At 48.6% G+C, this 26,587-nt stretch carries 28 protein-coding genes and 2 pseudogenes; 17 read left to right on the top strand and 13 right to left on the bottom strand.

Annotated elements, in window-relative coordinates; translation table 11 throughout:
* The first annotated feature begins 111 nt into the window (after window positions 1–111).
* The 5 genes from SIB74_RS04410 (at window position 112) to SIB74_RS04390 (ending at window position 4,573) form a co-directional block, all read left to right on the top strand.
* Complete coding sequence (locus SIB74_RS04410; protein ID WP_063395175.1) at window positions 112–1,227, top strand: phosphotransferase enzyme family protein; 1,116 nt, start codon at window positions 112–114, stop codon at window positions 1,225–1,227.
* 20 nt (window positions 1,228–1,247) lie between these two features.
* Entirely contained in the window at window positions 1,248–1,796 is a 549-nt protein-coding gene (locus SIB74_RS04405; protein WP_413681784.1) for a DOMON-like domain-containing protein, read from the top strand.
* A 416-nt stretch (window positions 1,797–2,212) separates the two neighbouring features.
* On the top strand, window positions 2,213–2,350 hold the full coding sequence (locus tag SIB74_RS04400) for a hypothetical protein (RefSeq protein WP_196757138.1): 138 nt from the start codon (window positions 2,213–2,215) through the stop codon (window positions 2,348–2,350).
* Window positions 2,351–2,546: 196 nt separating this feature from the next.
* Window positions 2,547–3,593: an SDR family NAD(P)-dependent oxidoreductase gene (locus tag SIB74_RS04395; protein WP_063395178.1), complete on the top strand. Its 1,047-nt coding sequence runs from the start codon at window positions 2,547–2,549 to the stop codon at window positions 3,591–3,593.
* 164 nt (window positions 3,594–3,757) lie between these two features.
* Entirely contained in the window at window positions 3,758–4,573 is an 816-nt protein-coding gene (locus SIB74_RS04390; RefSeq protein WP_063395179.1) for a CDP-alcohol phosphatidyltransferase family protein, read from the top strand.
* Between the two features lie 306 nt (window positions 4,574–4,879).
* On the opposite strand, the gene SIB74_RS04385 is transcribed toward SIB74_RS04390, so the two are convergent.
* Window positions 4,880–5,947 (bottom strand): lytic transglycosylase domain-containing protein, encoded by a 1,068-nt coding sequence (locus SIB74_RS04385; protein WP_063395180.1) that lies wholly within the window; start codon window positions 5,945–5,947, stop codon window positions 4,880–4,882.
* A 16-nt stretch (window positions 5,948–5,963) separates the two neighbouring features.
* Between SIB74_RS04385 and SIB74_RS04380 the strand changes: the two genes are divergently transcribed.
* The 4 genes from SIB74_RS04380 to SIB74_RS04365 all read left to right on the top strand — a co-directional run bounded on the left by SIB74_RS04380 (window position 5,964) and on the right by SIB74_RS04365 (window position 9,917).
* A complete protein-coding gene (locus tag SIB74_RS04380; RefSeq protein WP_063395181.1) occupies window positions 5,964–6,659 on the top strand; it encodes a hypothetical protein in 696 nt (231 codons plus the stop codon).
* A 43-nt stretch (window positions 6,660–6,702) separates the two neighbouring features.
* Window positions 6,703–8,031: an O-acetylhomoserine aminocarboxypropyltransferase/cysteine synthase family protein gene (locus SIB74_RS04375; protein ID WP_063395182.1), complete on the top strand. Its 1,329-nt coding sequence runs from the start codon at window positions 6,703–6,705 to the stop codon at window positions 8,029–8,031.
* A 14-nt stretch (window positions 8,032–8,045) separates the two neighbouring features.
* Window positions 8,046–8,939 (top strand): homoserine O-succinyltransferase, encoded by an 894-nt coding sequence (locus SIB74_RS04370; protein WP_063395183.1) that lies wholly within the window; start codon window positions 8,046–8,048, stop codon window positions 8,937–8,939.
* Between the two features lie 663 nt (window positions 8,940–9,602).
* A complete protein-coding gene (locus SIB74_RS04365) occupies window positions 9,603–9,917 on the top strand; it encodes a hypothetical protein (RefSeq protein WP_156486036.1) in 315 nt (104 codons plus the stop codon).
* Window positions 9,918–10,348: 431 nt separating this feature from the next.
* Here the strand turns inward: SIB74_RS04365 and SIB74_RS04360 are convergent, their stop codons facing one another.
* Both SIB74_RS04360 and SIB74_RS04355 read right to left on the bottom strand, forming a co-directional pair.
* The gene (locus tag SIB74_RS04360; protein WP_063395185.1) at window positions 10,349–13,027 is read right to left on the bottom strand and encodes a glycosyl hydrolase family 18 protein; all 2,679 of its coding nucleotides are present in this window, start codon (window positions 13,025–13,027) and stop codon (window positions 10,349–10,351) included.
* Window positions 13,028–13,519: 492 nt separating this feature from the next.
* On the bottom strand, window positions 13,520–15,190 hold the full coding sequence (locus SIB74_RS04355; protein WP_231905992.1) for a bifunctional aminoglycoside phosphotransferase/ATP-binding protein: 1,671 nt from the start codon (window positions 15,188–15,190) through the stop codon (window positions 13,520–13,522).
* A gap of 103 nt (window positions 15,191–15,293) precedes the next feature.
* Here SIB74_RS04355 and SIB74_RS04350 point away from each other — a divergent pair, with 103 nt between their 5' ends.
* Entirely contained in the window at window positions 15,294–15,899 is a 606-nt protein-coding gene (locus tag SIB74_RS04350; protein WP_063395186.1) for an alpha-ketoglutarate-dependent dioxygenase AlkB family protein, read from the top strand.
* 563 nt (window positions 15,900–16,462) lie between these two features.
* On the opposite strand, the pseudogene SIB74_RS04345 reads toward SIB74_RS04350, so the two are convergent.
* Together SIB74_RS04345 and SIB74_RS04340 are read right to left on the bottom strand one after the other, a co-directional pair.
* Window positions 16,463–16,612: pseudogene (locus tag SIB74_RS04345) on the bottom strand (Nif11-like leader peptide family RiPP precursor); the annotation flags it as partial.
* Window positions 16,613–17,291: 679 nt separating this feature from the next.
* Window positions 17,292–17,546 (bottom strand): hypothetical protein, encoded by a 255-nt coding sequence (locus tag SIB74_RS04340; RefSeq protein WP_063395187.1) that lies wholly within the window; start codon window positions 17,544–17,546, stop codon window positions 17,292–17,294.
* Between the two features lie 211 nt (window positions 17,547–17,757).
* Here SIB74_RS04340 and SIB74_RS04335 point away from each other — a divergent pair, with 211 nt between their 5' ends.
* Window positions 17,758–18,144 carry a hypothetical protein gene (locus SIB74_RS04335; RefSeq protein ID WP_063395188.1) on the top strand — a complete coding sequence of 129 codons (387 nt, stop codon included), beginning with the start codon at window positions 17,758–17,760 and terminating at the stop codon, window positions 18,142–18,144.
* Between the two features lie 14 nt (window positions 18,145–18,158).
* Here the strand turns inward: SIB74_RS04335 and SIB74_RS04330 are convergent, their stop codons facing one another.
* Complete coding sequence (locus SIB74_RS04330; RefSeq protein WP_074159108.1) at window positions 18,159–18,404, bottom strand: DUF1651 domain-containing protein; 246 nt, start codon at window positions 18,402–18,404, stop codon at window positions 18,159–18,161.
* Between the two features lie 436 nt (window positions 18,405–18,840).
* Window positions 18,841–19,008: a hypothetical protein gene (locus SIB74_RS04325; RefSeq protein ID WP_156486037.1), complete on the bottom strand. Its 168-nt coding sequence runs from the start codon at window positions 19,006–19,008 to the stop codon at window positions 18,841–18,843.
* Between SIB74_RS04325 and SIB74_RS04320 the strand changes: the two genes are divergently transcribed.
* A complete protein-coding gene (locus tag SIB74_RS04320) occupies window positions 18,998–19,222 on the top strand; it encodes a hypothetical protein (RefSeq protein WP_156486038.1) in 225 nt (74 codons plus the stop codon). The genes SIB74_RS04325 and SIB74_RS04320 overlap by 11 nt on opposite strands.
* A 372-nt stretch (window positions 19,223–19,594) precedes the next feature.
* On the opposite strand, the gene SIB74_RS04315 is transcribed toward SIB74_RS04320, so the two are convergent.
* From SIB74_RS04315 to SIB74_RS04305, 3 genes are all read right to left on the bottom strand, one after another.
* Complete coding sequence (locus SIB74_RS04315) at window positions 19,595–19,837, bottom strand: hypothetical protein (RefSeq protein ID WP_011825930.1); 243 nt, start codon at window positions 19,835–19,837, stop codon at window positions 19,595–19,597.
* 27 nt (window positions 19,838–19,864) lie between these two features.
* The gene (locus SIB74_RS04310; RefSeq protein WP_413681783.1) at window positions 19,865–20,029 is read right to left on the bottom strand and encodes a hypothetical protein; all 165 of its coding nucleotides are present in this window, start codon (window positions 20,027–20,029) and stop codon (window positions 19,865–19,867) included.
* A gap of 200 nt (window positions 20,030–20,229) precedes the next feature.
* Complete coding sequence (locus SIB74_RS04305; RefSeq protein WP_231905994.1) at window positions 20,230–20,475, bottom strand: hypothetical protein; 246 nt, start codon at window positions 20,473–20,475, stop codon at window positions 20,230–20,232.
* 30 nt (window positions 20,476–20,505) lie between these two features.
* Here SIB74_RS04305 and SIB74_RS04300 point away from each other — a divergent pair, with 30 nt between their 5' ends.
* The 3 genes from SIB74_RS04300 (at window position 20,506) to SIB74_RS04290 (ending at window position 21,607) form a co-directional block, all read left to right on the top strand.
* Window positions 20,506–20,703 carry a hypothetical protein gene (locus tag SIB74_RS04300; RefSeq protein WP_156486040.1) on the top strand — a complete coding sequence of 66 codons (198 nt, stop codon included), beginning with the start codon at window positions 20,506–20,508 and terminating at the stop codon, window positions 20,701–20,703.
* 216 nt (window positions 20,704–20,919) lie between these two features.
* Window positions 20,920–21,150: a hypothetical protein gene (locus tag SIB74_RS04295; protein ID WP_063395191.1), complete on the top strand. Its 231-nt coding sequence runs from the start codon at window positions 20,920–20,922 to the stop codon at window positions 21,148–21,150.
* A gap of 244 nt (window positions 21,151–21,394) precedes the next feature.
* The gene (locus SIB74_RS04290) at window positions 21,395–21,607 is read left to right on the top strand and encodes a hypothetical protein (RefSeq protein ID WP_413681782.1); all 213 of its coding nucleotides are present in this window, start codon (window positions 21,395–21,397) and stop codon (window positions 21,605–21,607) included.
* A gap of 941 nt (window positions 21,608–22,548) precedes the next feature.
* Here SIB74_RS04290 and SIB74_RS04285 read toward each other — a convergent pair.
* Window positions 22,549–22,884: a GRAM domain-containing protein gene (locus tag SIB74_RS04285; protein WP_413681781.1), complete on the bottom strand. Its 336-nt coding sequence runs from the start codon at window positions 22,882–22,884 to the stop codon at window positions 22,549–22,551.
* A gap of 85 nt (window positions 22,885–22,969) precedes the next feature.
* Between SIB74_RS04285 and SIB74_RS04280 the strand changes: the two are divergent.
* Window positions 22,970–23,311, top strand: a pseudogene (locus tag SIB74_RS04280) (hypothetical protein); the annotation flags it as partial.
* Between the two features lie 66 nt (window positions 23,312–23,377).
* On the top strand, window positions 23,378–23,713 hold the full coding sequence (locus SIB74_RS04275; RefSeq protein WP_231905995.1) for a DUF3303 domain-containing protein: 336 nt from the start codon (window positions 23,378–23,380) through the stop codon (window positions 23,711–23,713).
* Between the two features lie 670 nt (window positions 23,714–24,383).
* Here SIB74_RS04275 and SIB74_RS04270 read toward each other — a convergent pair.
* Complete coding sequence (locus SIB74_RS04270; RefSeq protein ID WP_063395208.1) at window positions 24,384–24,668, bottom strand: DUF3764 family protein; 285 nt, start codon at window positions 24,666–24,668, stop codon at window positions 24,384–24,386.
* A gap of 131 nt (window positions 24,669–24,799) precedes the next feature.
* Window positions 24,800–25,978 (bottom strand): hypothetical protein, encoded by a 1,179-nt coding sequence (locus tag SIB74_RS04265; RefSeq protein ID WP_063395194.1) that lies wholly within the window; start codon window positions 25,976–25,978, stop codon window positions 24,800–24,802.
* Between the last annotated feature and the right edge of the window lie 609 nt (window positions 25,979–26,587).

The following is a 26,587-nucleotide window of genomic DNA, read 5'->3' as shown; positions in this document are numbered from 1 at the left end:
TTTTCCGCACACTGATCTCTGGCAAAAGCCTCTAAAAGACATCATCGTTGCTCATAAAGACACAAGTAAGCAGTCTTGGCCAAATCCCCACTCGTGACCAGCAATACTCTAATGAGTATTGCTGGTCAGTTTTGTGCTCAAGGAAATATATCAAGTATCGATGTACTGGGATCTGGCAACGTCAATGATACTTTTTTAGTGGCCTTGACGGGGACTGAACCTCAGCGCTTTGTGCTCCAACGTCTCAACACCCATGTGTTTGATCGACCTGATCTAGTGATGAAAAACATGCTCAACCTTGTTGAACATGTGGAAAGGAAATTAGCTTCAAATCCATCAGAGCTAACCGACAGGAGATGGGAGATCCCAAGAGTTCTACCAGTCCGTGGCTTAGATGAACATTGGATTGAACAAGATGGACAATTCTGGCGTTCCATCACCTACATCAACTCCGCTACAACTGTTGAGGTACTCCGCGACTATGAACACGCTAAAGAGATCGGATATGCACTTGGCATGTTTCATTACCTTATCAGTGATCTCCCCAACGATGGGTTAGCAGACACGCTTGAGAATTTTCACGTTACTCCTGCTTACTTACAACAGTTCGACATCGCCCAAACCATAGGATGCAGTGGTAGCGTTACAACTTTGAAGCGAGACTCACGCCTTAGCTCGGCGATGCATTTCATAGAGACCCGTCGCGCTGGCGTCGATGTACTAGAAGCCGCACTTTGTCGTGGTGAATTAAAGAAACGTCCCATTCATGGTGATCCGAAGATCAACAATGTCATGATCGACAACCTCACAAGACAGGCGGTGGGGTTGATTGACCTCGATACCGTCAAACCTGGCCTGGTTCACTATGACATTGGTGATTGCCTTCGTTCCTGTTGTAATCCAGCAGGAGAGGAAGCTACCGATATCAGCCAAGTTCAATTTGATCTCTCAGTATGTGAAGCAATCCTTGATGGATACCTGTCTGTAGCAAGAGGCTTCTTGAGTGAAAGGGATTATCACTACATCCCCGAGTGCATCAAATTGATCCCATTTGAACTTGGTTTGCGCTTCCTTACTGATCACCTCAATGGCAACATCTATTTCAAAACGAAACATCCAAACCAAAACCTTGATCGCGCGGAGGTGCAGTTCCGCCTCATGGAAAGTATTGAAGCTCAGTGGACCTCTATTGTTGGCTTGGTAGAGCGCCTGAGGAGCCAAAGCTAAAGATGGCTCGCCATGCTGTCATGACACGCCAAGTATGCACTCTGGTTCCCTATGAACCAAGGCAGAAACCAAACTTACTAGTTAGTGCTGAGTTTGTATGGCATGAAGAAGGGATTCTTGAGCTCAGTTATGGGCTTCGAAGTCGAGGAGAAGCTGGGCTCAACGATATTCAAATGCCCGCCACTGCAGTTTCACCACAGAGATGTGATGAGCTTTGGTCAAACACTTGCTTCGAGGCATTCCTCGCTCATCCTGGGCAAGAGAACTACTGGGAACTGAATGTTGCCCCTAGTGGTAATTGGAATCTTTACTCCCTTGAGAACTACCGCAACGGGCTCAAACCAGAGCTCGGCGTACTCCTCCCAACCATCAGCATCCATGGTGGAGCAAAAGATTTTCGCTGTGATGTGCTTCTCAATTTACAGCCCTGGTTGCCAGGTATTTCCTGCCCAGAGTTCTCTCTCGCTGCGGTCATCAAACATGCCGATGCAGATTATAGCTATTGGGCCATTCGCCACACAGGTCAAGGTCCAGACTTTCATGACCGCCGCAGTTTCATTCAACCTTAAATTGTGCAGTCATCCTGGGGACAATGCAGCAGCTCAAAAGCAAAACCATGCCAATGTTCTAGATCAGCCAGATTTAGCATTCGCAAAACTTCATTGAAACATTGAAGTTTCATGTCTAATAGATTCCGAAAGAATCAAGCAGCCTTCGGTTTCTTGATCATCATAACTGTAGCAATCATGATTACAGCACTCAACATCAGTAAAAAACAGCTTTTAATGAGGGAAGTATCTTTAGTCCATCAATGTCTGCGAATGGCTGATCTCAGCGCTTGCACGTCCATCGATATGGAACGAATCCATCCCAATACGCGTGAACTGATATGGCGGATGATCAAGAAGCTGCAGAAGAGCTGGTCGTGAGATAGACAGAAAAGGTTCGCTTCGCTACAAAATAAATGCCATCTACTCTGATCACCATGTTCAATAACATCGTTATCATTCAGCTTGCAGCTATCCTTGCTGCTTGCTCATATGACAAAGATGAGGCAATTATTAAATGGGGTGGACTGCTGGTTGCTGTCGTGACGTTGGTTGTCGGCTTGGTGCAGGGCTGAGCACTAGACAAAAAACAGTCGTTAGCTGCTAGGCGGAAAGAACTCCTACCCCGCCTTTTTTCTTGCCTGAGAAAGGAATTGTGTTTGAACTAGACGTAAAGGATGGTGCGACGAATTCAATTCAGCGTGTAGCAGCGTTGAAGGTCATCCCCTAGAGCGAGGCACCCAGCACCATCTTCTGCATAGGGTGCAAACCATGACCAAAGCCCCCTCGTCAACAGTCCACAGCCGTCGAATCCTGCTCACAGGAGCAAGTTCTGGAATCGGCTATCAAGCTGCAGTTCGAATGCATCGTGCTGGGCATCAGCTCATTCTGCCTTGTCGAGATCGTTCTACAGCCACGGCAACGCTTAAAAAGCTCTCAGAAGAGACAGTTCAACATCAGCAAGAGAGGAGCCCAGTTTCAGCTCCAGTCATGGACTTGGCTGATTTGGAAAGCATCAAACATTGTGCTGATGAGCTATTGAGCATCGGCCAGCCAATCGATACCTTGATCCTCAATGCTGGCCTTCAATACACTGGTGCAGCAAAAGCGCAGCTCTCATCTCAGGGCTACGAACTCACCATCGCGGTGAATCATCTTGGTCATCAGGCCTTGAGCATCCGCCTATTACCGCTGTTAGATGCAGGGATGAGCCCACGTGTGGTGGTAACAGCTTCCGAGGTGCATGACTCCAATTCTCCTGGCGGACGCTTTGGCAAGCCTGCTGGCTTAGGTGATTTGACGGGTCTCAAAACCGGAGCGGGCTTTGAGATGATTGATGGCAGTTCAAGCTTTAATGCAGACAAGGCCTACAAAGACAGCAAGCTTTGCAATGTACTGTTCGCTCGGGAATTGGCAAGACGCCTGAGTTTGCGTTCCATACAGATGCCAGTGCTGGCCTGGGCACCAGGGCTAGTGATACCTCGCAGCTCAGGAGGCTTCTTTCGCTACAGTCGGCGCTACAACGAATGGGGTCAGCGGGTCTTTTCACTAGTGGTGCGAGATGTGTTGCGCATTAGCGAATCAGCAGAGAATGCGGGGTCTCTACTATCGAGACTTGCGACAGAGCAATCGTTAAACACATCTCCATTTAGCTATCGAAGCAATCGTCTTGACGGTCCAGGGCAGCACCGTTTTGAAGAGGCAAGTATAAGCAAGGAAGCACAGGACAACAATCTGGCCAAGTCGCTGTGGGAAGTGAGCGCCGAGCTGATAGGACTACCTACTGAGCTACCACCTGCCTCGGTATCACAATGCTAAGCTTTGTTCAAGAGGACCTAATTAAGTGTATACATAGGCCCTGAATTATCAAAAAGTAGAAGCGACAACATGCAGAATGTATCTCAAATCCAAATTCAACGATTGACAAGTTTTGATCGTAAAATTATTGCGATTTCTACTAAGCCAACAATAACACTACTATAATGCCAAAACTTCCCCCTGAACATAAGTTTTGGGACCTGTCAGATTATGCACGTCCAGGGGCAATATGGCTGGTAAAACGACTGCTACCCACATCGATTGGCGCTATCACATTGACATGGCTATTTACCGCAGTAGGCCTAGTTAGTGTACTGCTAATTTATAATCGTTATGCACTTACACTTGCAGGATCACTACTGATATTAAAAAGCTTGCTTGATGCTGCAGATGGTGAAATGGCACGTGCAAGAAATAGACCATCACATACTGGTAGATACTTGGACTCAATAAATGATTTAATTCTGAACGGGCTTGTGTTGTTTGCGATTGGCATCCCGCTGATGGTACCTGTTGGGATAATTGCGCTGACCTGGATCTCATTTCAATTGCAAGGGACCATATTTAATTATTTTTATGTGATCAAAAGGCATCAGGCGTCCGGAGATAAAACAAGCCGTATATCCGAAGTGACATCTCCAATTCCTTACCCTCAAGAAAATCCAAGAGTGTTATTTATTCTTCATAAGCTATATCTAATTTTCTACGGGTGGCAGGACTGGATTATCGACACAATGTTCAAGGGCAATCAAATAACCAACTCAAGATCTCGCCCAATCCCAAACTGGATTATGAGCTTAATCTCTATCTTTGGCTTGGGATTCCAACTACTGATTATAGCGATACTTCTCTGCACCAATAGCTTAGAGCTAACCTTTCCTATCTTTTTGATCGTCTACAACATCATCGCGGCACTGGTTGTATTGAGTGTTTTAATATTAGGGTCAAAAAACTTACGGGAAAGAGCCGCAAGACTCTAACTTCTAATTTATAGTTAATCTTCATTGAAGGAGAGGTATTAACTGCAATCCACTAGTTCCAGATCAAGCCAATAAGATTCGCGGTAACGAGCAAGTATCCTAAATTGATTGATCTACAGAATTCAAGAACTGCCTATAAAAGACATCTCATTATCAACAGGTGGTTAAACCAAATAACTTTAGGTTGCTAGCAGTTATAGCTATGCTCAACGTACGGGGATTAAAAGCTATTGACTATTTATGGGCCAATTCATACTGTGTTAGCAATTGATCATCATCCTGACCATTCTAAATTGATCAAAGCGGTTATCTTGGACTACTTGCTGGAAACTTCCTTAAATAGGTAGGCACAGGAATTGGCTTGTTTTGATTATAACCAACAGGCAGCCATAAATCCCCAGCATCAATGTCAAAGTGAATTTCCCAATGATAAAGGCCAGTGAATGCGCGCGGATCTTCCTTCAATAAGGCTGTGTATTCGAGCACGGCCCTTCCGTAATGGTCGCTATTGTTATATCCCCACAACCCTTTACGGATATCTTGCAGCCCGCCGCGGCGTACTAGATAGCGAGCGGCTGCCTGAATCGCGTCATGGGGGTCACGGATGTCACCTTCTCCAATACCATTCTCTTGCCAAGTTGTTGGCAAGAACTGCATCGGTCCTTGCGCATTAGCTACAGAGACCCCATCAATGCGGCCCATTCCTGTTTCAACAAGGTTCACCGCTGCCAAAACTTCCCAATCGATACCCGTTGAACGTTCTGCTTTGCGGTAATAGCTCAATAACTTCTCTGCAGGCTCGGGCGGAATGATTCTCCAGGCCGGCATTAAGCGAGGAGTAAAGGATCTCCTATGCATCGCAAGAAACTCACGCCTTGCGGCTAAATGCCGTTCAGCCACATGACGCCAACGGCTCGGCAAGTGAGCCAGCACCTTATTAGAAGTGGGTAGATCCTTAGATAACACCCGGTAGATGATCTGTTGTTGATGGCCAAGGCTTGGTAGCTCTTCTTCAGGTGTTGATGGTTGAAGCAGCGCTTCTTCTACTTCTTGAAGAAGATCCGCAAGCTTGATCGGATCATCTGGAACGATGGGGTAATGACGCCCATCAGCCATACTTGGCCGATCGGCATCGCTTGGCAGAATCGGACTTTTTGGTGCGGATTGGCGTTCCGCCACAAAAACATTCGTGGTACTGAGTGACTTCAAAGCCAAGCTACCCATGAGGCTTAAAACCCCAGCGCTGATAAGCATTAGAGCGAGGTGGCGTTTCCCCATGACAACCAACTCAAAGGCAAAGATGACGCTACCGGAACGAACCAACAAAGGCTCGATGGCACTGATCAGCCCGCCGCCGCTTACGCTGCCGTCCATTACATGAAACCCTCGCGTGGCCAAGGAATCCACTCACCGAGCTGATGAGCTCAAAGAACTTGGCTGGTCCAGCGAGGACGTAGCCCGCTATGCGGAGCTATGGGACTACCGGCAGCGTTGGGGTGCAATGAACTTGGAGCGAGAGGACCGCCAGTTCCTAAGAAAGGCTGAAGCCGCTCTGCCAGCAATCGTCACTGGCAAGGCTGCAGCCAAAAAAGCCACTGAGGACAAGTCTTATTACCGCAGGCTCAACTTCTATCTCCAGGCCATGAATGAAGCAGAGTTAGCTCTCGCACTTGAAGAGAACGCTCGTGGCGCATGGCCGATCCTGCTGGAAGAAGAATTGCGAGCTCTCGACTATTACGAACCTGTTCTCGGCCTGCCAGACACCCTCAAGGCCAAGAAGTTCGATGCTGTACGTGAATCGATTGCTAACCGTGCATCCAAGCTTGCTGATGAGCAGGGCCTTGTGGTGAGTTTTGATTTCCAGGCCCCCCTCAACGCTCTCAAAGCTCAAGAGCCGACAAAATGGCGCCAATTAAGAGAAGAAGACACTGCAGCTGATCAGACCTATCCCATACTCAATGCCTCTGTGGTCGAAGGATTCCGCCAGGAAGTGAGGGCCGAATTGGTTCCCTTGATTCGCGAAACACTGCCATCCTTAGCAAAGACAGATAAAGCTGATCTACCTGACGACTGGAACCGCGCCTGAGACGAAGTTGCTAGAAAGAAGGGACCTTCCTGTTTAGATGTAGTTGACTTCACATCGCTTCGAAACCCTACAGCTTCATGCCGGCCAGGTAGCTGATCCTGTCACGAACTCACGAGCTGTACCCATTTATCAAACCAGTTCGTATGTCTTTAATGACGCTGAACATGGTGCCAACCTGTTTGGTCTTAAAGAATTCGGCAACATTTACACCCGTCTGATGAACCCCACGACGGATGTGTTTGAAAAGCGTGTTGCGGCTCTTGAGGGAGGGATTGCTGCTGTAGCGACAGCTTCCGGACAATCCGCCCAGTTCCTGGCAATTACAAACTGCATGCAGGCTGGTGACAATCTTGTCTCAACATCCTTCTTGTATGGAGGAACCTACAATCAATTCAAGGTGCAGTTTCCCCGCCTTGGCATTGATGTGAAGTTTGCGGATGGTGATGATGTTGATAGCTTTGCCACACAAATCGATGCCAACACAAAAGCAATTTATGTGGAGTCGATGGGGAACCCTCGCTTCAATATCCCTGACTTTAAAAGCCTTTCATGCTTAGCAAAAGACATGGGAATCCCCTTAATTGTTGACAACACCCTTGGAGCAGCTGGTGCTTTGCTTCGGCCCATAGAGCATGGCGCTGATGTGGTGGTGGAAAGTGCGACCAAATGGATTGGAGGCCATGGCACCAGCCTTGGTGGAGTGCTTGTGGATGCTGGCACCTTTAACTGGGGCAATGGCAAGTTCCCACTGATGAGTGAGCCAAGCGCGGCATATCACGGTCTGGTGCACTGGGATGCTTTCGGCTTCGGCAGCGACATCTGCTCCATGCTCGGCGTTCCAAGCAATCGCAATGTGGCCTTTGCACTGCGAGCTCGAGTTGAGGGACTGCGCGACTGGGGTGCAGCTCTTAGTCCATTCAATTCATTCCTACTTTTGCAAGGGCTCGAAACACTGAGTTTGCGAGTGGAGCGCCATGCATCCAATGCCATGGCTCTTGCTACATGGCTGCAGGATCATCCCAAGGTTGCCAGTGTCAACTATCCCGGCCTGAAAAATGACCCATACCACGCACAAGCCAAAACATACCTAACGAATCGAGGCATGGGATGCATGCTGATGTTCTCCCTTAAAGGAGGCTTTGATGATGCTGTGAGCTTCATCAATGGTCTTGAATTAGCTAGCCATCTCGCCAATGTTGGTGATGCCAAGACCTTGGTGATTCATCCTGCATCCACCACGCATCAACAACTTTCTGCTCAAGAGCAGGAATCTGCAGGAGTCACTCCCACAATGGTTAGGGTATCTGTTGGCCTTGAACACATCGAAGACATCAAGGCTGATTTTGAACAGGCCCTAGCGGTCATCAGCTGAGACTGGAGGCATAGATGGCGCTGATCCTGCCACGCAGTTATCACAAGATCGCCGCGGTGGAGAAGAACCGGATCTCATGGATAGAGCCGGAACTTGCAGAACGTCAGGACATCCGGCCATTAAGAATCGGAATCCTCAACATCATGCCCCTGGGCAAGCAGTATGAATTCAATCTGCTGCATCCCCTAGGGCTTTCCCCACTACAGATCGAACCAATTTGGATAAGGCTTCGTAGCCATAGCTATAAAACATGGGACCTTGCTCATCTCGACAATCTCTATGTGAGCTGGGAGGAAGCGATGGAGCCTAGTCCTATTGATGGTTTGATCATCACTGGAGCACCAGTTGAGCATCTTCCATTTGAGGAGGTGAACTACTGGCCAGAGCTAGTGAAAATCATCGAAGAGGCACGGCAGAACTGTGCAAGCACGCTTGGCTTGTGCTGGGCTGGTTTTGCCATGGCCTATCTCGAAGGTGTCGATAAAAAGTCATTTAGCAAAAAGTTATTCGGGGTGTTCCCAATGCGCAGCTTGGTCCCCGGCCATGCCCTGATGGGCACTCAAGACGATCGATTTGTGTGTCCGCAGAGTCGCCATGCGGAGTTACCTGATGGCGCAATGGAAGCTGCACAACGACAGGGGCGTCTACGTTTACTGGCACATGGTGAGAAGGTTGGATACACGATCTTTGAAACCACCGATCAACGCCAACTGGTGCATCTTGGCCATCCGGAGTACAACGCAGGCCGCCTGTTAACAGAGATGGAACGTGATCAAGCGCGAGGTGATGTTCAGCCTCCTGAAAACTTTAATCCAGACAACCCTTTAACTCTATGGCGATCACATCGAAATCTACTGTTTCAGCACTGGCTATGGTTCTGCTATCAAAGAGTAAGCTTGCTTGGCTGAAATGTTGTCAGAGTGACGACATATAGAAAAAACAATAACCAAAAGATTCAAGAAGTCTCTATCAATGGATCGTCAAAAGCACGACATATAGGGGATCTTCCTCATGCCTCGCAGACTTTCTTGACTTATAAATACAACCAAGGCAAATCCATTTGTTGCAATCAAGAAACATGGCAGACATGAAAATAGTTTTTTTGCCTATAAGACTACAGTCTGCTAAAGCAGTATTAAAATAAGGCCATTCACCATGAGTCACCCAATGATGAAAGAAAGATTTGCTACTTGCCTGATCTTTTCGGCATTGATTATGCCTGGACCAGTCATGTCAAAGCCTATCAATGAGCAATACGAGCAAAAGAATCTGACTGAATCAAGCAGAGAGCGTAATGCTGAAAACAGCGGTTTCTACACTTCGTTAGGACTATCTATAGGCTTAACTAGCAATATGTCTCTTGAGAGTACCAACGACTCGGCTCCTTGGATATCAGACGAATCTTATAAATCAATAAAACAATAGGTCCAAATATTGCTATCGGTTATATCTTCCCGGGTGAATGACGTCTCGAAGGTGAATATTTAGGCCTTTACCCAACAGCTACGAACAAATTCAAAATATCAGGAAGAAAAAATTGGAATGACGGAGACCAAATCGCCACTAATTTATTGCAACCCAATGTAATCAAGGATATTAAAACAAATTCTAAGTTTACTCCTTATATCCGTGGAGGATTAGGGTTTACCTTCAGTGAATACAATGTTATGAGTGGTGCTCACAAAGGATGCGCTTCAGGAACAACCTTTGCTGGCCAAGGCAAGACTGGAATTTCCAATGAGCTTTCCAAGGATACAAGTTTTTACTTGGGTTACCGAATTGCATGGATTAGCGGAGGTAATACTATCGATGCATGGAGCGACAATCCTAAAACTGGGGACCATTTACAACAGAGTGTAGATACCGGCATTCGCATCCGACTCTAGTAATTACTTTAAAAGTTATCTACAGTAAAAAATTAAATAATTAATATTGCTATAGAGTCTAATCCATCAGCTTCATAAGCATCTCATTGAAAAATACAACCAAAACCAGCATCGACCATTGCTATGATTAGGTAGAGCTAGAACATTCGCTAATTCTCTACAAAAGGAATCCCATCAGTGCTTACTGTTGCTAATCATTCTTCTGAATAGCTACGAAAAAATAGAAATTTGATGACGTACCAACCTCATCAAGAACGTCAGCTTGGTCTTGGAAGATAACAATTGTATTAATGTCTCCAAGGCGGTGATCAAAAAATCATCGCCTTACTTGCTTAAAAGGCAGTTCATCATTCAGACCATCGTGAAACCCTTCCGACTCTATCTAAAGATGTAAAAAGAGGGTCTGTCGATAGAGCCCATCAAATCGGCAATCAGGCAAGAGTGGTGAAGTCGCTGATGTTGAACTGCCCATCACCACCGAACACAACATCGAAACCAGGGCTACGTGCAATAACCAGATCAGGAGAGACCCCGCCACGAAGAAGATCGGACGCAGCACCAATCAAGCTCTGCTCGCCAGAACTATCGCTGGATAATGCCCAGAACATCATTCCGCCCAGCTCAGCGGCATCGACGTAAGCAGCTTTACCTGCAATTGTGCTTGGTGTCTCGATCGAACTCCAGATCTGCTCCTGGTCGTTGTAGAGATAGGCAGCCTTGGAATCGTCGTCCCAGGCAAGGTCATAGGAGCCATTATTGATGCCAGTAACGAGATCCTTCTGGTCATAATTGCCAGCCTCATAAGAACCGGGAGCAGAGTTTGCAGAGCCCAGCTCGCCATAACCCAGCTTTTCACCACTGTCGACGCCACCCCATGCCCTCGTATAAGTCGGTGCTCCCAATACCACCTTCTCGGGGGCAATTCCAGCATTCCTGAACTGCTGAATGGCAGTCACGACGTCATAACCACCAGCATCAGCCGTCATCGCAGCCTGGTGTCCTGTAACAGACTCCCAGCCGCCATGGAAGTCGTAGGTCATCACATTATAAAAATCGACGTAAGCATCAATTGCCGGCAGATTGAGATTAGCCAGCTTCTCTTGACCTCCCGCGGTAGCAATTGAGATCTCGTAGTCCTCGCCGGTGCGAGTCTCGAGGAGATCCATCTTCTGACGCAAAACCTTCAGCGTCGCCGCGAAGTTGGCGCCGTCCTGATCACTGGAAGCATTACCGCTAAGACCACCACCTCCTGGATACTCCCAGTCGAAATCAACGGTATTGAAAAAGTCGTAAGTCTCGAGTGTTGAAATGACGTTGTCAGTAAACCGCTCACGGCCGGCCACATCATCAAAGGCAAGGCTGAACTCGTCGGACAAGGTCCAACCACCAAGGGCAAGGCCAAGATTGATGTCGGGATTCAGTTGCTTCAAAAGGGCAAACTGACGCAGGTTGCCTGCAAGCTCACCGTTAACGTCCCAGCCCACTGGTACACCACTCACGCTCACGCTTCCATTCCCATTGGTGCGAGTCGTAAATTCAGAACCAGACGTATAGCTGGAGCGACGTGAATCGTCCAGGGCGGCCCACTCGTCGGCACTAAAGGTACGGCTAACTTGCTCCTCGGCGCTGTAACGCTTATCGGTGGCAGCCCAAGAATCAAAAAGGTTGACATCTCCATTGGCCTTAACATCGAAAAAGGAGTAGTTGATGTGGGTCAAGTCTTCGACATTGATGTCTTGCACCAAAAAGTCGCGGGAGTAGATACCCCACTCTTCGAAATAGCCCACGATCCGCTTAGACCCATTTGCGATGGCCATAGAAGACACCTCCAATAGATGCGCGTCGTCGTTGGTCCCCGTCTCAGGCTCAAAATCAGTGGTCGTCGGGGTACTAGACGTCTCAGACTCCTGAGGCTGCATAGGTTCCGCCTCAACAGTGATGCCTCCTGATGGCATCTGTGTCTGACCGTCAGCAAAGAACAGTTCGCTGTTCAAACTGCCACTATTTGGCAGACCTACGCTCTGAGCGTTGAAACTCACCTCGATATTCTGGCCAATTGCGATGCTCTTGTTCCAGGACGCAGGTGTCAATGTGATCCGGTTGGTACCATCCGCCAACGACTCAATCTGAGCATCCCCGGCCCAGCTCTGGAAGTTTGTATGCGGAGTCACGAAGGACACCGACCAGCCATCTAGATCTGTATTGCCGCAATTTGTGAGCGTTAGCTTTCCACTCATGCCTCCCCAATACAGGTAACCACTCACCTCAAGCGACAGCGAACCATTGCTGGCCAACACAGCATCACCAGTAGACATATCAGAGCCAATGGCGCTGTGATCCAAGGCGTTGTGATGTGGGCTGTGATGCATGCTGTGGTCAACCTCGTTGATGGTTAGCGTTTCAGCCGCCTGAACCAACTGGCCAGAACGCACCTGGTAGCCATCGGTCGTTGCACCTCCAATTGACTGCGGTGTCAGCAATAACTCCCGACTAACCAGGCTGACGGCAACCTCAGCAACCCCAAAGGGTTCCTCGAGGTTGTCTTCCATTACCTGGTCAAAATGGAACTCCAGGTTGCCTGCATACAAATCAGTACGCTTCACTCCCACCAACAGCAAGCTCTGTGATGAGGGATCCACTGAAATCAGTAGGCCCTCGTCGGTGTCGGTCAATGACAAGCGCTCACGTGTGCCTAGATATAGAAAGTTCAGCTTCTGGGTCTGGGGATCAAAGTTCTCGAGCCGCTCATGGACGCCATATTCATGGGAACGTATGTAGACCGTGTCTGCATTGCGCGGACCGATACCCAACTCCCAGGACATCACACCGCCGATATCCTCCCGCAAGTGTTCATTACCAACCGGGGCGAAATTTTCAAGCGTTAGCTGGTTCCAGCTAATTCCGTTGCCGTTGTGATCAAGAATCCTTTGATAATCACTATCTTGCCAAGGATTAACAAGCACCGCGGTGCCATCGACAAGCTTGCCAAGGATTAGTCCATGTACGGAAATGTCGCCAAAATCAAGACGATCACGAGATGGATCGAAGCCCGTGATGTCCGCCCCTGAGGCGTTAACCGCATAGGTCTGACCACCAAGTTGAAAAGCCATTGAAGTAAATCCGCCTACGCAAGAATTCTTGTCTTGAATACAGCGCAAAAAAACCCTACAAGTGAAGGGTTTATCTATGATTCAGATGATTCTCAGAAAAATCTAAGCGTTGATTAAGGCAAGGAAAAGCACAGTCATAGATGTTTCTAAATGTGAATATCAAGAACAAACATACATGAAATAAAATGCCGTTATTATGAACGATATGCGAAATACCTTAAGCCTTCATTTTTGCAAAACAGAACAACAGGGAAGATCAACAGAATAGCGGCAAGTTTTTGTTAGTTGTGAAACTTAGACCCTGAGAAGATTACTCAATCTTAATGGTCAATGAGCAAAAGGTAAGCTGTAAATTATATTTTGGTTAGATTTCCTGTCTTGGTCGTAGAGAAATACAAAAGCAGAAATCTATAGCCAAAGATTCTTCACCATTTGTCCCCACAAGAGAACCAAAGTCATACTCTATTGCAAAAGCAAAGTGTATCGGATGCACTAAGGATTCAACAAAACACGCAAACGTTCTAGGCCAATGCTGATCGGAGTTTTTTCCGTAAACCTAACCGTGAAGTCTTGCTCATAGGTTGTTAGAGGTTCAATCCACGCTTTCTGCAGTTCACGCACGCTTAAATCTGCCTCAGAGGGGTCTGTTCCAATCCCCATCCTTGTAGCGATATGCTGCTGAGCTGTGAAATCACTACATTCACAGGCCACGATGGCAATCGGGCATCCTTGTTGACGCGCTAATACAAACATTCGCTGTCGTTCTCGTTCGCGTAAGAAGGTGGCATCAACAATTGTGGTGTAACCACTGCTCAAGCAACTTTGAGTCAATGCCGGTAGGCATTGATCAAACAACCACTGGGTGACCTCAGGTCGATAAGGATCTCCTTGAAAAAGTGGTGTAATTCCACCACTTGTCATCGATCCTTTCTCAAAGCCAAGCAGCTTGTGCAGTGGTCGGCGACCGAAAGCACGCTGACGTTCAACATCTGAACGCAAGCGTACTGCTGGCAACTGCTGATAGAGCTGCTCACTTAAGAAGGATTTACCACTACCGCTGAGTCCATGCATCAGCACAATACCGGCTGATTTTGTTTGCTGGACCTCTCTTGCCCGCTGAATGTAGAGGTTGAGATCCTTAAGCAGCCGTTGAAGGTGTTGCTGATCAACAGAGTCATGTTGACTCTGGGAGGTGAGTTGTTGCCATTGCAGGCCACTCACCTTGGCGCGCACAAGCGCTCGGTAAGCCGAATACCAAGGCCAAAGGTCAAGAGCCTTGTAATCGCCTGTCTGCTCAAGCCATTCGTTGAGTATCACCATGGCATCACCCTGATGATCGTGTACCTCAAAATCCATCACTAGAAATGCCATTTCACTAATCGGATCGATCCAACGAAGACTTGGATTAAAATCAATGGCATCGAAGACTTCCAGGCGGTCATCATTGTTTAGATAAATATTGCCGACATGAAGATCGCCATGGCATTCGCGTATGGCTCCTGCGTTGAGTCGTTGTTTAAAACGAAAAGCCAGTTCTGGCTGAATCCTCTTAATCCAAGCTCGATGCTGCTCAAGCCAAAGCTCTAATGGCTCAGGAAGTTTCAACTGATCCAATACACGCAAATTGGCATGAACAGGATTGATTACCGCATCAAACCCACCAAAATCACCATCTGCAACGGCCGTTTTGACACTGAGATGAAACTCTGCAAGTTCGAAAGCAAGCCTTTTTAGGGATTCAGTCTTCAAAACCCCATCACTCAGATAAACACTGAGAAGACGAGAGGCAGGGAACTGACGCATCTTCACAGCAACCTCAACCACACCGTTTGTGGATGGATCATTCGATTCAAAGTTTTCATCGAGAACTTTGGCGCCATCAACTGATTCGAGAATCCTGGTCACACCTAGATAAAGGTCTGGGGCCAAGCGACGATTTAGGCGCAGCTCCTCTTGGCAAAAATGAAGGCGTTGCTTCAGCGTGGTGGCGTCTAGAAAGTCCAAATGCACAGCTTTTTTGAGCTTGTAGACATAGGAACCGGTCAGAAGCACCCAGGAAATGTGGGTTTCGACAAGCTCCACAACCTTCACCGGATGTGGATAAGCCTCTGGCTTCATTAATGCCTGAATCAAAGCGGGTTGGTTTTGCTTGGTCGTGGTCACCCGCGGAGTGTTTCAGCTATGACTCAACACTGGCATCTATGACTACTCTCCGCCATCTATAAAGCCAACATGGTTCTGTTCAATAATGTTGGCTAGGAGCTCTATGGCACAGCCATCACAAAGACACGGTTGGGCAGAAGCTCGCCCTTGGACGTGGATGGTCAATTGGTTGAACTGCGCTGATGCTCGATCCTGGCTGCATCGACTACAAGACGGTGTGGCTTGGGAGCAACCGGTTGTTCGAGTCTACGGACGTCATCACGTTGTCCCACGACTGACGGCATTCATGGCAGCGGAGGGGGTCAACTATCACTACAGCGGTGTAAACCATCGCGGCGAAGGATTGCCTGATTGGCTCTATCCCTTGCTCAGGCGAGTGAATACGGCCTGCAAGGAAAACTTCAACGGTTGTTTACTGAATCTCTATCGCAATGGCAACGACAGCATGGGTTGGCATGCGGATGATGAAGCTGAGATTGAACCAAACACACAGATCGCTTCCTTGTCACTGGGAGCAACAAGGGATTTCTGTTTAAAGCATCGCCATCAACCGTTGCGGGAAGTGCTTCATTTGCAGGGAGGCGATCTGTTGATCATGCACCCTCAATGTCAAAAAGAATGGCTACATGCGTTACCGAGACGAAAGAGAGTGCTTCAACCAAGAATCAACCTTACCTTCCGTTGCTTTATCAAAAGCCAAGGTCTATAATTCATAATGCTTGTGGTTAATCAATTCTATTTTACAACCAAGTTGGATGCAAATAAATAATATCGATTGCCATGGCTTGGGATATTCGCCTCAATCAGATTCCTAAGGATTGGCATCAGGTTGCGGTGAGATTTAGAAAAACAAATGGAATTAGAGATGGCGATAAAGAGCGAAGTCTTTACTGGTTGCTTTGAGGAGATAGATGTATCGGTAGAGATAAGAATTGAAGAGCTTTGCTTTGCTGGGCCTCAAGTGTCTGGAGTTTATTGGCTAGCTCTAAAGTGACCAAAGTAAGACAGCGAATGATCTCAATCGTGCCAGGTATCGGATGTCGTTTTAAGCTAATAGTGAGGTGTTTTAAGAAATAAAAAGCCCATGCCAATGCAATGGCTTTGATGGGTAGGCTGTGCTGTTATTAGGCAGATGTTACGTCTCTGTATTTAATCGCTACCAACGCAAACGCAAAAGCTGACGGCTGAATCTGTGCAAAACGGCCCCAAATTTAAGCTGGTCTGATCGCCGCCACCAGCCACACCCTCCAGCTCATTATCAGACAGGGTTTAGCGATGCTCTTTGTAATCTTCTGTGGTGATCGAGAAGCCAGCAGCTTTGGCAATAGCAACAGGGTCAGTGCCTTCTGCTTTGAGTTGTTCCTGCAATGAGGCGTCTGCTTGAGCCTTGGCAATGAATACATTTAGTTGCTCTTCTAACATCGATTGTTGATCTCTGAACATGTCATAGCAGTGAATCAACAAAAAGCTCCGCCATACTGCGGGGCTTTTACTTATTTACTTTCTCCCCCTAGAGCGGTGGCGACTTTTTGTCTTAATCCTTCACCGCTATCCATAGATTCACTCAACCTCTGTAAAAACTCAGTGACCTGGCTCAATGCCAGAAATGAGTTTGAGCACAAGCATCAAGAACAGATGCGTTTTCTCTACAAGTAACACAAACAACTGACATGAAGAAGGGCACCCGCATCGGATGCCCTCAATTCCAGGACAGGTTTTCAGGGGTTCTACGTCCTCGGTCTCCGGATCTAGGTCTACGCAAGCAGGAATAAGACGTCAGCAGGCAGAATTACTCCTTTCGATCAACTGTCTCTAAACACCCCCGCACTACCCTTTCGCACCACTCAGGGACTGGATCGCACAAGCATTTTTTGCTGCTAAGAACATAAAAAAGAATCCCCAAATCTGGATGGGGGATTCGGGTAGGCATTACCTTTTTAACGACGCCCCCAATCTTCACTCCTATCCAATAACCCCTTACTGTCACTTGCCAGAAACTACTAGCTCAGACAAGAGAAAGGGGCCCGCAGGCCCCGTAGAACGTGCTGTTGTATCCCAGCAAACGACGGCAGATGGGTCCCACTCCAGCTGCCGCTAGCGGTCACTCTTTTGTGGCCGCTAACTCTTTGTCTGACTCATTTGCTGGTAGTGCAGCTTGGAGTTCGCCGATCTGCTCATTAAGGAGCTCAATTACTTGCGAGTGATGCTCTTTACGAGCTTCAAGTCTGGCAACTTGGCGCTCGTTTTCTTGGGCACGCAGCTTGTTGTACTCCGAATCAGGGATCACAACAACGCGATCACGAGCGATGCTGTAGCCGAATGGAACGTCAAAGACTGAATCGAATAGTGAATACATGATTGATCTCCTCAAGACCCCTACATTTTGATGCAGCTGGATGGTGCGACCGAACAAAAGGGTCGTGAGAACCAGGGCCGGTTGGCGATAGACATCCCGTCGTGAACGTCTCTGGTACGGTTTTCGCGAATTAAAATCGATCGTCTCCTAAAGCACTAACCACAGCGTCTTCGCTTAACCAAGATTCAACGCTTACCTCTTCGACTCGCTGTTGTTCTCCTCTTCAGCAAGAGGAGCTTCGAGCCGTTTCTTTGCTCTTTGTACTGTTCGCTTCCTGTTCGTGCCTCTTGTGGCCATGCTGAATACAGCAAACGTTTGTCAGTTCTCCGGTATGGAATTGAACGGTGGATATGTAGGCCTTGCGATCATTTGCCTCTATTTCGCTATCTGGCCGTTTTTTGGGATCGCCAAAGAACTGGGATGGTTCAGAGCAACAAAGGAGGTCAGGCTTTCACAGGAAATCAGCCTAGACACTGAATCAGGTCGCGATCACAGCCCAATCAGTCGGGATGATTCATTCAAAAGGGATCTGGAGAAGACCTTCGCGCATAGCCCTTCACAGGTCTCAGATGATTGGAGGCCATTACCAGGAGGGTGACACGACCCATACCACTAGTGGGATGCCGTGGCCATCCAACCCTCTTCTTGCAGTCTTTTCAATCGCTCCCTTGTGTCATCCAGGCCTGGGTTCATCGATCTGGTTTTCAGTAAGGCGAGCTCGCCCATCATCTGGCGGCCTTTGATCACTTCGATGGGGCGGTCTAAGTAGCTACAGCCGAGAACATCTTTAAAACACAGAGACCAATAACCCTTTGGGTCAGATAAACATTGCGTCTTGCCATTCCTGACCTGCCTCAGCGTCGAGACCTACGTGTCAGTATCTATGTACCGCTGACCCCAGCGTCAAAGATGCTCTGCGCTTCTACATCCCTGACGTTTCTCAACAAATGAGCTAGGACAAGAAGAGACTGGTCAGAACCTATGGAGGACAACCTTGTTCAGAAAGAATTGCTTTATCTATTCGGTGGGATCGTTGCTATTGGTGCTGCTGGCTTCCTGGCCTGGTTCCGTTCGGGCAGGAGAGGCGACGGCTGATGGTGAATCGGAGGAGATGGCACAGGCGCAGGCGCAGCGAAAAGTCCCTCAAGGCAAAACTGTCACTGATATGTCCTGCATAACAATTGCTGTTGCCATGAGCACGCGCTATAGGTGCACAGCGACGTGGGCTGATTGAACGTCCAAAAGAAAACCCCTGGCACTTGGTGTGATCTCATCACTTGTTTTGGGCAGTCAATCACTGAAACCCTTTCTTGTTCTTGGGAACAAATTGTTTTTGCTTCGGTTTCTTGTCGGCTTTCTTGTCCCTTTGAAGCCAGACAGCTAGACCACCACCACCAATAACACCGAGTGCAACCAGCAGATAGCGCAAATTGTCGCCTGCTTGAACAGCGGTGTCTTCCATAGTTTTCGATGTGTCTCCTGTTGTCCTAGCTCTTTTAGGGGCGGAGAAGCAGTTCGAACACTTACCCAGTTACATCGAACCCATGAGGCCGAGTTGGTCTTTCGAGCTGAACACTGTGAGGTTGAGCAGTCAATCAGCCGTCGTCACCGTTCCCTCCAAAACGCCAGGCAAAGAAGGCAGCAGCACCAATAACAACGATCCCAATCTCAAATAGATAGAGCCTCAATAGTTCAGGTGGCATAGGTTTTGAGGCGGCTTGCCTTGTCCTAACGCCTTTGTTGAGAAACGTCAGGGGCGTGGAAGAGGAGCACCCCTTGGCAATGGGGCTTAATAGGACATAGGTGCTGGCAAAGGCCCTTAATCGTGAGGGGTGCGGCATGGCCAACTCTTAACAGATGAGCCAAAGCCGAATAGGGAACGCCAAGTTCACCTGCAATGCGTTCAGCTGTAACTGCTGTGGAGTGCTGGCAGAAAGGAGGGGCAACTCCTGGTGTGGAGTTCTCTTCGATGAGCGGCGAGTTGCGGCACTGCTTAGCTCCTAGCCTGATTTCTAAGAAGCTACGGCAGGTTATTCGACCTCTCTATCTCAGCAAACTGATCTGGATCGGCTGGTCTCCAGAACCTTCAGATAAAGCTGCTCGTCAATTTCTCGGATGTCGTACTCCGTTGGCTTTACTCCGTGAGCATGCTCATGAACCACCATCCAGCAGCTGCGCTCCAACTCCCCGCCTGCACTTGCCGAAAGCTCTAAAGCCTTAGTGACAAGGGCGTCTAAAACTGCCGGGTCAGGTTCTGTCAATTCCAGCTCTCTATTGGCACGCATCATCATGCTTAGCAGGCAGAAATACACCGGGGCTTAGCGACTGCGAGAAGACTTCCTGGCATGAAAGAAGGCCCCGCCCTCAGGGCCTTGATCCAGTAACTCCCTGATGTTGACACGCCTAAGGACAGCTTTGATCACATACCGATGTGTCATAAAAGCCAGGCCGGCTGATTTTGATGGGCGGCCTCGAAGGCCCATGGCGGATCACAAGCGCGTAAGAAAAGGGCGGCCCCAGCGAGTACCGCCCAACCACGCTGTGTGAGGAGTGTCGTAGCTCTGTGCGACTTCTCCAAAAAACCTCCCTTAGAAGCAGAACAGGTACAAGCACTCATCCCTTAACAGTGATGGATGTTGCTAGAGCGTGTGTCGAAAGGACAGGGCCTCCTCCGGGGGGCTTTTTATTGGCCTTTTTTGGACAGGGCCATGTAGTTGGTCATGTTGGTGAGCTTGTCTTCCAGCCTTTGCTTGAGCGTGTCGTGAGCCGAAATGACATTCTTGAGCAGAACTCGCATCTCCTCAATGTCATCTAGTGAATCGACCTGAGAGCGTGCGCTCTCGATCGTGCCATGCGAGGCCTTCTCAAGCCCCACCCAATTCCTCAACACTGCGTCACCCCTTGATGTATCAAATGTAGCTCTGAACACAAGGGGCAAGGTGTGACACCACGACCCGCAATGGCTGAAACCGCTCACCCTTGGAGTCCTGATGCGCACAAGAGGGCAGATCGCGACCCTCCCCTGACACTCCAGGAACTTCAGGGTCAGTCCTTAGCCTTTGCTAAGGAAGCGAAATTAACCAGAACCCAAGCCATCCATCGGCATCACCATTGCGGTGATGGTCCAAAAGGGTCACGTCTACAAGTCAGCCTTTGATTTTGTTCATGGTGAAAACGCCTTCAATTTTATGGCTGGCGAGATTGATGACTACAAGCTGCGCCGATTGTTGGTCTGACTAATTTTAAAAAAGCGGAGATCTGCAGGCCCCACGCCAGGGCTTTTTTGGGTTCCTATAAAACCCATTCCAAAATCGGTGACAGATCCAAGGCACTTCGAGTTGCTGGCTAAATAAGACAAAAAAAGTGTCCGGGATTGACAAAGAAAACTGGAAAATTCCTCGATGGTTCCACAAGCCGCCACGGAAACGATGTCCAGAAGCGCTTGGCTCAAGCCCCCAACTCGCTGCTCGGCAGCCTCAACATGGCGGACCTTTTACCAACCGTCAAAACAGACGTCGCCCTCACCGTCCGTAATTACTTCAAAGGAGACTTCCTCTATTCCCGAGGACACCTCAGCATCTCCGAAGTAATCCAGTTCATATAGCCCCCAGACGAGTTTGGAACCGATCCCTTATTGAACCCACTTCAAAAATCGGTGACAAACGCAATTCCACTGGAAACATCCACGGCACCTTGCTGTGGGATGTGATCGCCTTGCAGGAGTGGCAACGCGATCAGACATGCCAACTGGAGGCAACGCCAGAGATCAATGCCTCGCGAATCGAGACCTACTGCTCTGGCAAGGATTAAGTCAAATCGCTCTTAACCACTTCCGATCTCAAGACTCCATGAGCAACACTTCCCCCTCGAAGTCTTCCCCAATAGCTGAGTGGTTCATAAAGGCCTTTACTCCTGGGTGGGGCTATGTGATTGAGGTGAATGGAGTCAAGGCATTTCGTTCAGCTCATCCTTCACCGCTATCCATAGATTCACTCAACCTCTTTAAAAACGCAGTGCTCTGGCTCAATGCCAAGAGTGAGTTGGTTCACAAGCATCAATAACAAATGCCTTTTCTCTGCAAGTAGAACAAACAACTGACATGAAGAAGGGCACCCGCGTCGGATGCCCTCAAGTCCTGGACAGGTTTTCGACGTCCTCGGACTCCTGCTCTAGGTCTAAGCAAGCAGGTACAAGGTTTCAGTAGGAAGAATTGCTCTTTTCCGCTTTTCCCACACAGTGGCTAGCAATGTCCTCTTCCAGTGGACATCGGCATCAGTGAACTTTTTGAGGCTTTGCGGGCTTCAGTTCCTTAAGCAGCTCTCGCAGCCCCACTAGTGCAAGCACAAAACTGATCCCCATGACAATCACAGCAGGTGTGTCCATGCCCTGAAAAGCGAAGCACTTCTTTAATAGCTAACCCTTTGCTTGGTCGAGATGAGAGATTTTACTCATTATTTATTCTGGGTTTTACTGACCGAGGAGTAGAATAGAACAGAGACACTCCTCACACAGTTTGCCGTTTGGCGCTACTCGATGAGGGTGCCCATTTCTTATGCGCCTGTGATTAATGCTTGAAACAAGGGCAAAGAAGTAGCGGGGGCCCTGCCAATTACCTGCGTCGATCAATCAGGCAAGTTGCGCTTCCATGACTGGGTTTTGGTATGTGAAGGCTTGGCTCAGCCTGTTGCGCTATTGGTTGGCAGTGAAGAGGATTTCAGCGCGAAACTGGTAGGTCCATCACCGCCCTAATCGTTAGTGGCGGCGTATTTGGCTATCTCCGCTGCGCACCTCTCAAAGGACTGTTCAACAGGGATATGCCTTGATCCATGAGGACATCGATCAGGCAAATATCCAAAGAACAGAACTTGTTGCTCAAGCTATTCATCTACTGATGGAAAGCGTAAGGGTTGCTTTAAAGCAGAACAACCCCGGTGCTGTTGTGAGCGCTGTAGCTCAATTCGACAAGTTATGTGGGTTAGGAGTGAGGAAATAGTTAGGGGCCTTAGTTCTGTCCCTCTTTTAATTTATTGATTTGTTTGATCCAAGGAGTTCTTCTAAACAGAATGAATTTATCTTCATGACCTGAACTAGAAGTCACGGCAAGCGTGTTGGGAAAGATAGGGAGAACGCCTAAGAATTTTGTCCAATCCTTTCTTAGCCTATTGATTTCAGAAATTGAGACGGTGGTTACCCCTGCTTGAATGTTGAGCGCATGTGACTCAAAAATCAATCTTGCTGTGGTCAGGTAAAGCATCCCTCCAACAGTCTCAATACCTCTTTGATGGTTTGCCGGCGATTTCTTGACAAGCTTTTCTCCAACCTCAAGAACAGTCTTCACGCAATGAGCCATTTTAATTGAAAATTACACTAGCTTCAATTAAAGAAATTTCAAGCCCTCTATAGTTAAGACCTAAGAAGTTGTTGCCTTACCGATCCACCCAAAAGATCACCGGCGAATGTTGAATACGCACAGAACTATCCATGCCAACCCAAAAGCGGCTGGTGCAAGGAAAGGCTTTGATGACCCCTCTTCCAATTATGGCCACTACAGCAGATTGAAGGCAGACGGCATCAGTGAATGGAGCCCTGCCTTTTTAAAGCTCTCGGCCACTCTGAATTCTTGAGCCAGGCGCTATGAGCGTTTCTGCCAGCGTTATCGCCATCACAGCAAAGCTGCACCCAAATGCCATTGGGGGAGTCACTTGCTCAAACGACTGGTGAGCAGTGCCAGACCCGCTGGTAAGCAGAGCACTCCTCCTGGCTGAAATCTCCGATTTTCAGGACATCGGGACTATCCCAAGACACACAAGGGGTCCGTTGCTAACCAGAAGATGCTTTACCTCAACTCAGTGCAGCATTACCTGATTGTCTGGACTTTCCCCACTGTTGAGGGAGCCTGGGAGTCTTGCCCTGGATTTGCGGACTACATCAACGCAGGAGGTCCTGGCGACAAATTCGAGGGCTTTGAGCTGAAATATCGCGTCTGCGAACCCGTGAGTGGCAGTGGGGTTGCCATCGCAGTAGCTAGCGACATCGGCAAGGTTTGGGCCCACCTAGCCCCTTGGATTAAGGGCTATGGCATCCAATTCGAGGTCACGCCTGTGGTGTCAGATGCCGAGTTCGCAGCAATGTGGCCTGGTGTGGAGGCTGCTGCTGCTGTCGAATAAAGACCCACATTTAGCAGGCCGGCTGGCTGCTGATGGACGCCAGCAACAGACAACTCAACCAGTGTCAGGAGCACTGGTTGAGCCAATGGCAGCAGCGATAGGGAAATAGCAAGTGCCGTTCTTCTTCGTGGCATCCGTTGGGTGCTGCTGGGATCAAGTTAGGTCGGCTATCTTTCGTCTTTAGTAGTGGGCTTTCATGTCTTAAGCCTTCATCTCTTCACTTTCTGCTCCTTAGCACTCGAGCCATTCACCGCATCAAAAGCATTAGCCAGATCGTGAGTCATAAAGCTGGCATAGAGACACATATGAACTTCTAAGCTATATCCCATCTCATCTGCTATTTGTTTTAGGTGTAAACCTCTGGCATGCTTCTGGTTGCAGCCACTAGGTCAGATCAACTGTAGGAATGAATAAAGAGCGAGGTGTTTCTCCTTTAAAAGCCCTACCTAACGCAGCGGGAGGAATAGGACAGTCTGGTTAGTACCAATGACTTACAAAGCTGTTAGATCTAGATCTAAAGAAAGTCACTACAACCCCCTTGGGCTCGAGGGGGCCTGGGCGGGATTCCCGGATGAGGTGGCTTAGGGGCCCTACTTTCTCGGGCCCCGCAAACGATTGACAATCAATCAAGCGCTAGCCCACCTTCTAACGGTGTTGGTTGAGCCGTTGCCTAATGATCGATCCATTGAGTAATTGCTGTTTCGTCATAGATATGACCACTTGATTCAATCATTACTTTTGCCTCAGGGTCATTCCACATGCCCATCGTAACTCCCTCCTCTGCTTGGAATATCACAATCGCTCTTGATGAATCTTCTTTGTGTAAGCCTCTGTACAGAGATGTGATTCCACCTGCTTTCAACATTGCTTTGTTGTCTTCACTGTCGTAAACAGCTCTCCACTCGTCAAAGGTTTTACTGATTTTGAAGTCAAACACGGTGGTTTCGATTGCCATTCCTAAGGAATAATTTCGACCAATTAGACCATGCTTACCCACCACCTAGCTGTACGCGTTGAACATTGATAGCGCTCAAGCAACGTTTGATGAGGGTTGAGAAAGCATCCCCGAAAAGCTTGAATCCAATTTCAGTTCACTTGTGCAGTGCCCGCATTCACCTGCGCATAAAGATCTGCCGTTGCATCTGTTTTGAACCTGGCGTAACTACCGAGATGCACTTCAATTGTGTGACCCATGGCTTCAGCGATATTGGCGACAGGCAGATTCGCTGCATGTGACGCCTTGGCGTAGCGATGCCTAAAGGAATACGTCGTGAGCTGTTCACCTGTGTTCAGCGCCTCAGCTTTCAACCTCCTCCAGACCTCACGCCGACGTAGGTAGTTCCTTAATGCCTGTGCTCCATCGCCATCACTCTGCAGTGGGGGTAACTTTTCGCCAACTTGAAGCCGGGCTTGCAACTTCCAATCAATGGAAGAACCATCGAGATCACGAACAAGTAGCGGTAGCAGGCGACGCGGTTCTGTCTTGTCTCCTTTCCTGCCACCCATCGACTTTTGATAGATGGTCCATAGTTCAGACCCCTTTGCCCCGCCTTTGATCCGTAGCCATCGCAATTCTTCTGGCCGCAGTCCGTATACGGCACACAGTTGAATGGCGAACTGCCAGCGTGGATCAGGTGTGCCTTCCAGCAACCTGAGGATCTCTGCGTCTGAAATGGCGTAACCAACGCGCTTGCTCTTCAGTACCTCAGGAAGCGTTGCAGGAGCTGAGTAGATCGGTTTTAGGTGACCTCGTTGCACCGCCCAAGTCAGAAAGCCATAGAGCTTTTGACGGCTGATCTGACGGGACCTGGAGCCTTGATCCCATTGCTCGAGGCATGCCATGCAAAGGGCTTCCCCATCACGTGGTGGGGTTCCATTGAACTTGTCTCGGCATTTGAGCAGTACAGGCAGATACATCTTCTTCCAGGTTTTATCACCAGCGTTGGGGACGAACTTCCTGTAGCTCTCGATCAGCTCGCTGAAATTTAGTTGCTGTTTTGTGCTGCTTGTATCAGCACTTTGCGCTGCCTCTGCCAGGGTGAGACGTCCACCATTCCAGCGTTTAAAGATCTGCTGAATACGTGGCAGGGCATGTGCGGAGCCTTGATTGCTCCAGTCATAAGGGAGCATCACTGAACCAACGCCACTGATCTGTAGACGCATACGTCCGCGATGGTTCAGCACCTTCCAGTTGGGTGCTGTCGAGATGCGAACTGCCTCTCTAAAGGGCTTCACCCAGGGATCTGTGTTTGAGATGCGTCCCAATGAAGCGAGACATGTTGCTATCCATATTGTGTGCTGAGTGTGTGCTCAGCGTCAAGCAGAGGCGATCACCTGATGACATCTGATAACACAGAACCTTTTGTACAACAAGGCTATGACTAGAGGAAGACCCGTAAACACTGAAGCAACATATTGCTTTGGGAGCACTAGGTCGCAGGTTCGAATCCTGTCGCCCCGACTTGAATCTAAGCGAATAGCAAAACAGGTTTGCGCTAAGGCTGCGCTAGGGGAGGTGGCTGCAAAGGCCGTAGCGCAAGACTTTCGATCAAGCGACTCAGCAGCTGTTGACTTATTTCATAACTAGTTGGTACCTTTTGCGTCAATGAGCGAAGAGCAGCTCGGGGGACCCGAGGCGATCTTCGCCAGGGTCTGCCTGGTCCCTAACCAGCTCCATTCATGAGTTGGCTCACTGGAAGTAGTGAGGGCTTCGCTTTAAAAGTTTGCCGAAAGGACGGTTCTGTTCACCCCCTTCTCAGGAAGATTCAGCAAACCAGTCAATGCCCATAGTTGATGAACATGAAGGTTCAAGTGCATTCAATTGCACAGTCTGTATAAAGACAGAGGGTTTCGAATAAAGAGCGTCATCAAGCC

Source organism: Prochlorococcus sp. MIT 1306 (genome assembly GCF_047304515.1).
Taxonomy (GTDB): Bacteria; Cyanobacteriota; Cyanobacteriia; order PCC-6307; family Cyanobiaceae; genus Prochlorococcus; species Prochlorococcus marinus_D.
The sequence above is the reverse complement of the archived record's forward strand: the minus strand, read 5'-3'. Positions and strand labels throughout refer to the sequence as shown.

Excerpts from the sequence above, each read along its gene's own strand:
- SIB74_RS04410 (WP_063395175.1), top strand. The coding sequence starts at position 112 with ATGAGTATTGCTGGTCAGTTTTGTGCTCAAGGAAATATATCAAGTATC.
- SIB74_RS04405 (WP_413681784.1), top strand. The coding sequence starts at position 1,248 with ATGACACGCCAAGTATGCACTCTGGTTCCCTATGAACCAAGGCAGAAA.
- SIB74_RS04400 (WP_196757138.1), top strand. The coding sequence starts at position 2,213 with ATGTTCAATAACATCGTTATCATTCAGCTTGCAGCTATCCTTGCTGCT.
- SIB74_RS04395 (WP_063395178.1), top strand. The coding sequence starts at position 2,547 with ATGACCAAAGCCCCCTCGTCAACAGTCCACAGCCGTCGAATCCTGCTC.
- SIB74_RS04390 (WP_063395179.1), top strand. The coding sequence starts at position 3,758 with ATGCCAAAACTTCCCCCTGAACATAAGTTTTGGGACCTGTCAGATTAT.
- SIB74_RS04385 (WP_063395180.1), bottom strand. The coding sequence starts at position 5,947 with ATGGACGGCAGCGTAAGCGGCGGCGGGCTGATCAGTGCCATCGAGCCT.
- SIB74_RS04370 (WP_063395183.1), top strand. The coding sequence starts at position 8,046 with ATGGCGCTGATCCTGCCACGCAGTTATCACAAGATCGCCGCGGTGGAG.
- SIB74_RS04360 (WP_063395185.1), bottom strand. The coding sequence starts at position 13,027 with ATGGCTTTTCAACTTGGTGGTCAGACCTATGCGGTTAACGCCTCAGGG.
- SIB74_RS04350 (WP_063395186.1), top strand. The coding sequence starts at position 15,294 with ATGGCACAGCCATCACAAAGACACGGTTGGGCAGAAGCTCGCCCTTGG.
- SIB74_RS04340 (WP_063395187.1), bottom strand. The coding sequence starts at position 17,546 with ATGTATTCACTATTCGATTCAGTCTTTGACGTTCCATTCGGCTACAGC.
- SIB74_RS04325 (WP_156486037.1), bottom strand. The coding sequence starts at position 19,008 with ATGGAAGACACCGCTGTTCAAGCAGGCGACAATTTGCGCTATCTGCTG.
- SIB74_RS04315 (WP_011825930.1), bottom strand. The coding sequence starts at position 19,837 with ATGATGATGCGTGCCAATAGAGAGCTGGAATTGACAGAACCTGACCCG.
- SIB74_RS04310 (WP_413681783.1), bottom strand. The coding sequence starts at position 20,029 with ATGGGCCTTCGAGGCCGCCCATCAAAATCAGCCGGCCTGGCTTTTATG.
- SIB74_RS04300 (WP_156486040.1), top strand. The coding sequence starts at position 20,506 with ATGGCTGAAACCGCTCACCCTTGGAGTCCTGATGCGCACAAGAGGGCA.
- SIB74_RS04290 (WP_413681782.1), top strand. The coding sequence starts at position 21,395 with ATGAGCAACACTTCCCCCTCGAAGTCTTCCCCAATAGCTGAGTGGTTC.
- SIB74_RS04275 (WP_231905995.1), top strand. The coding sequence starts at position 23,378 with ATGCTTTACCTCAACTCAGTGCAGCATTACCTGATTGTCTGGACTTTC.
- SIB74_RS04270 (WP_063395208.1), bottom strand. The coding sequence starts at position 24,668 with ATGGCAATCGAAACCACCGTGTTTGACTTCAAAATCAGTAAAACCTTT.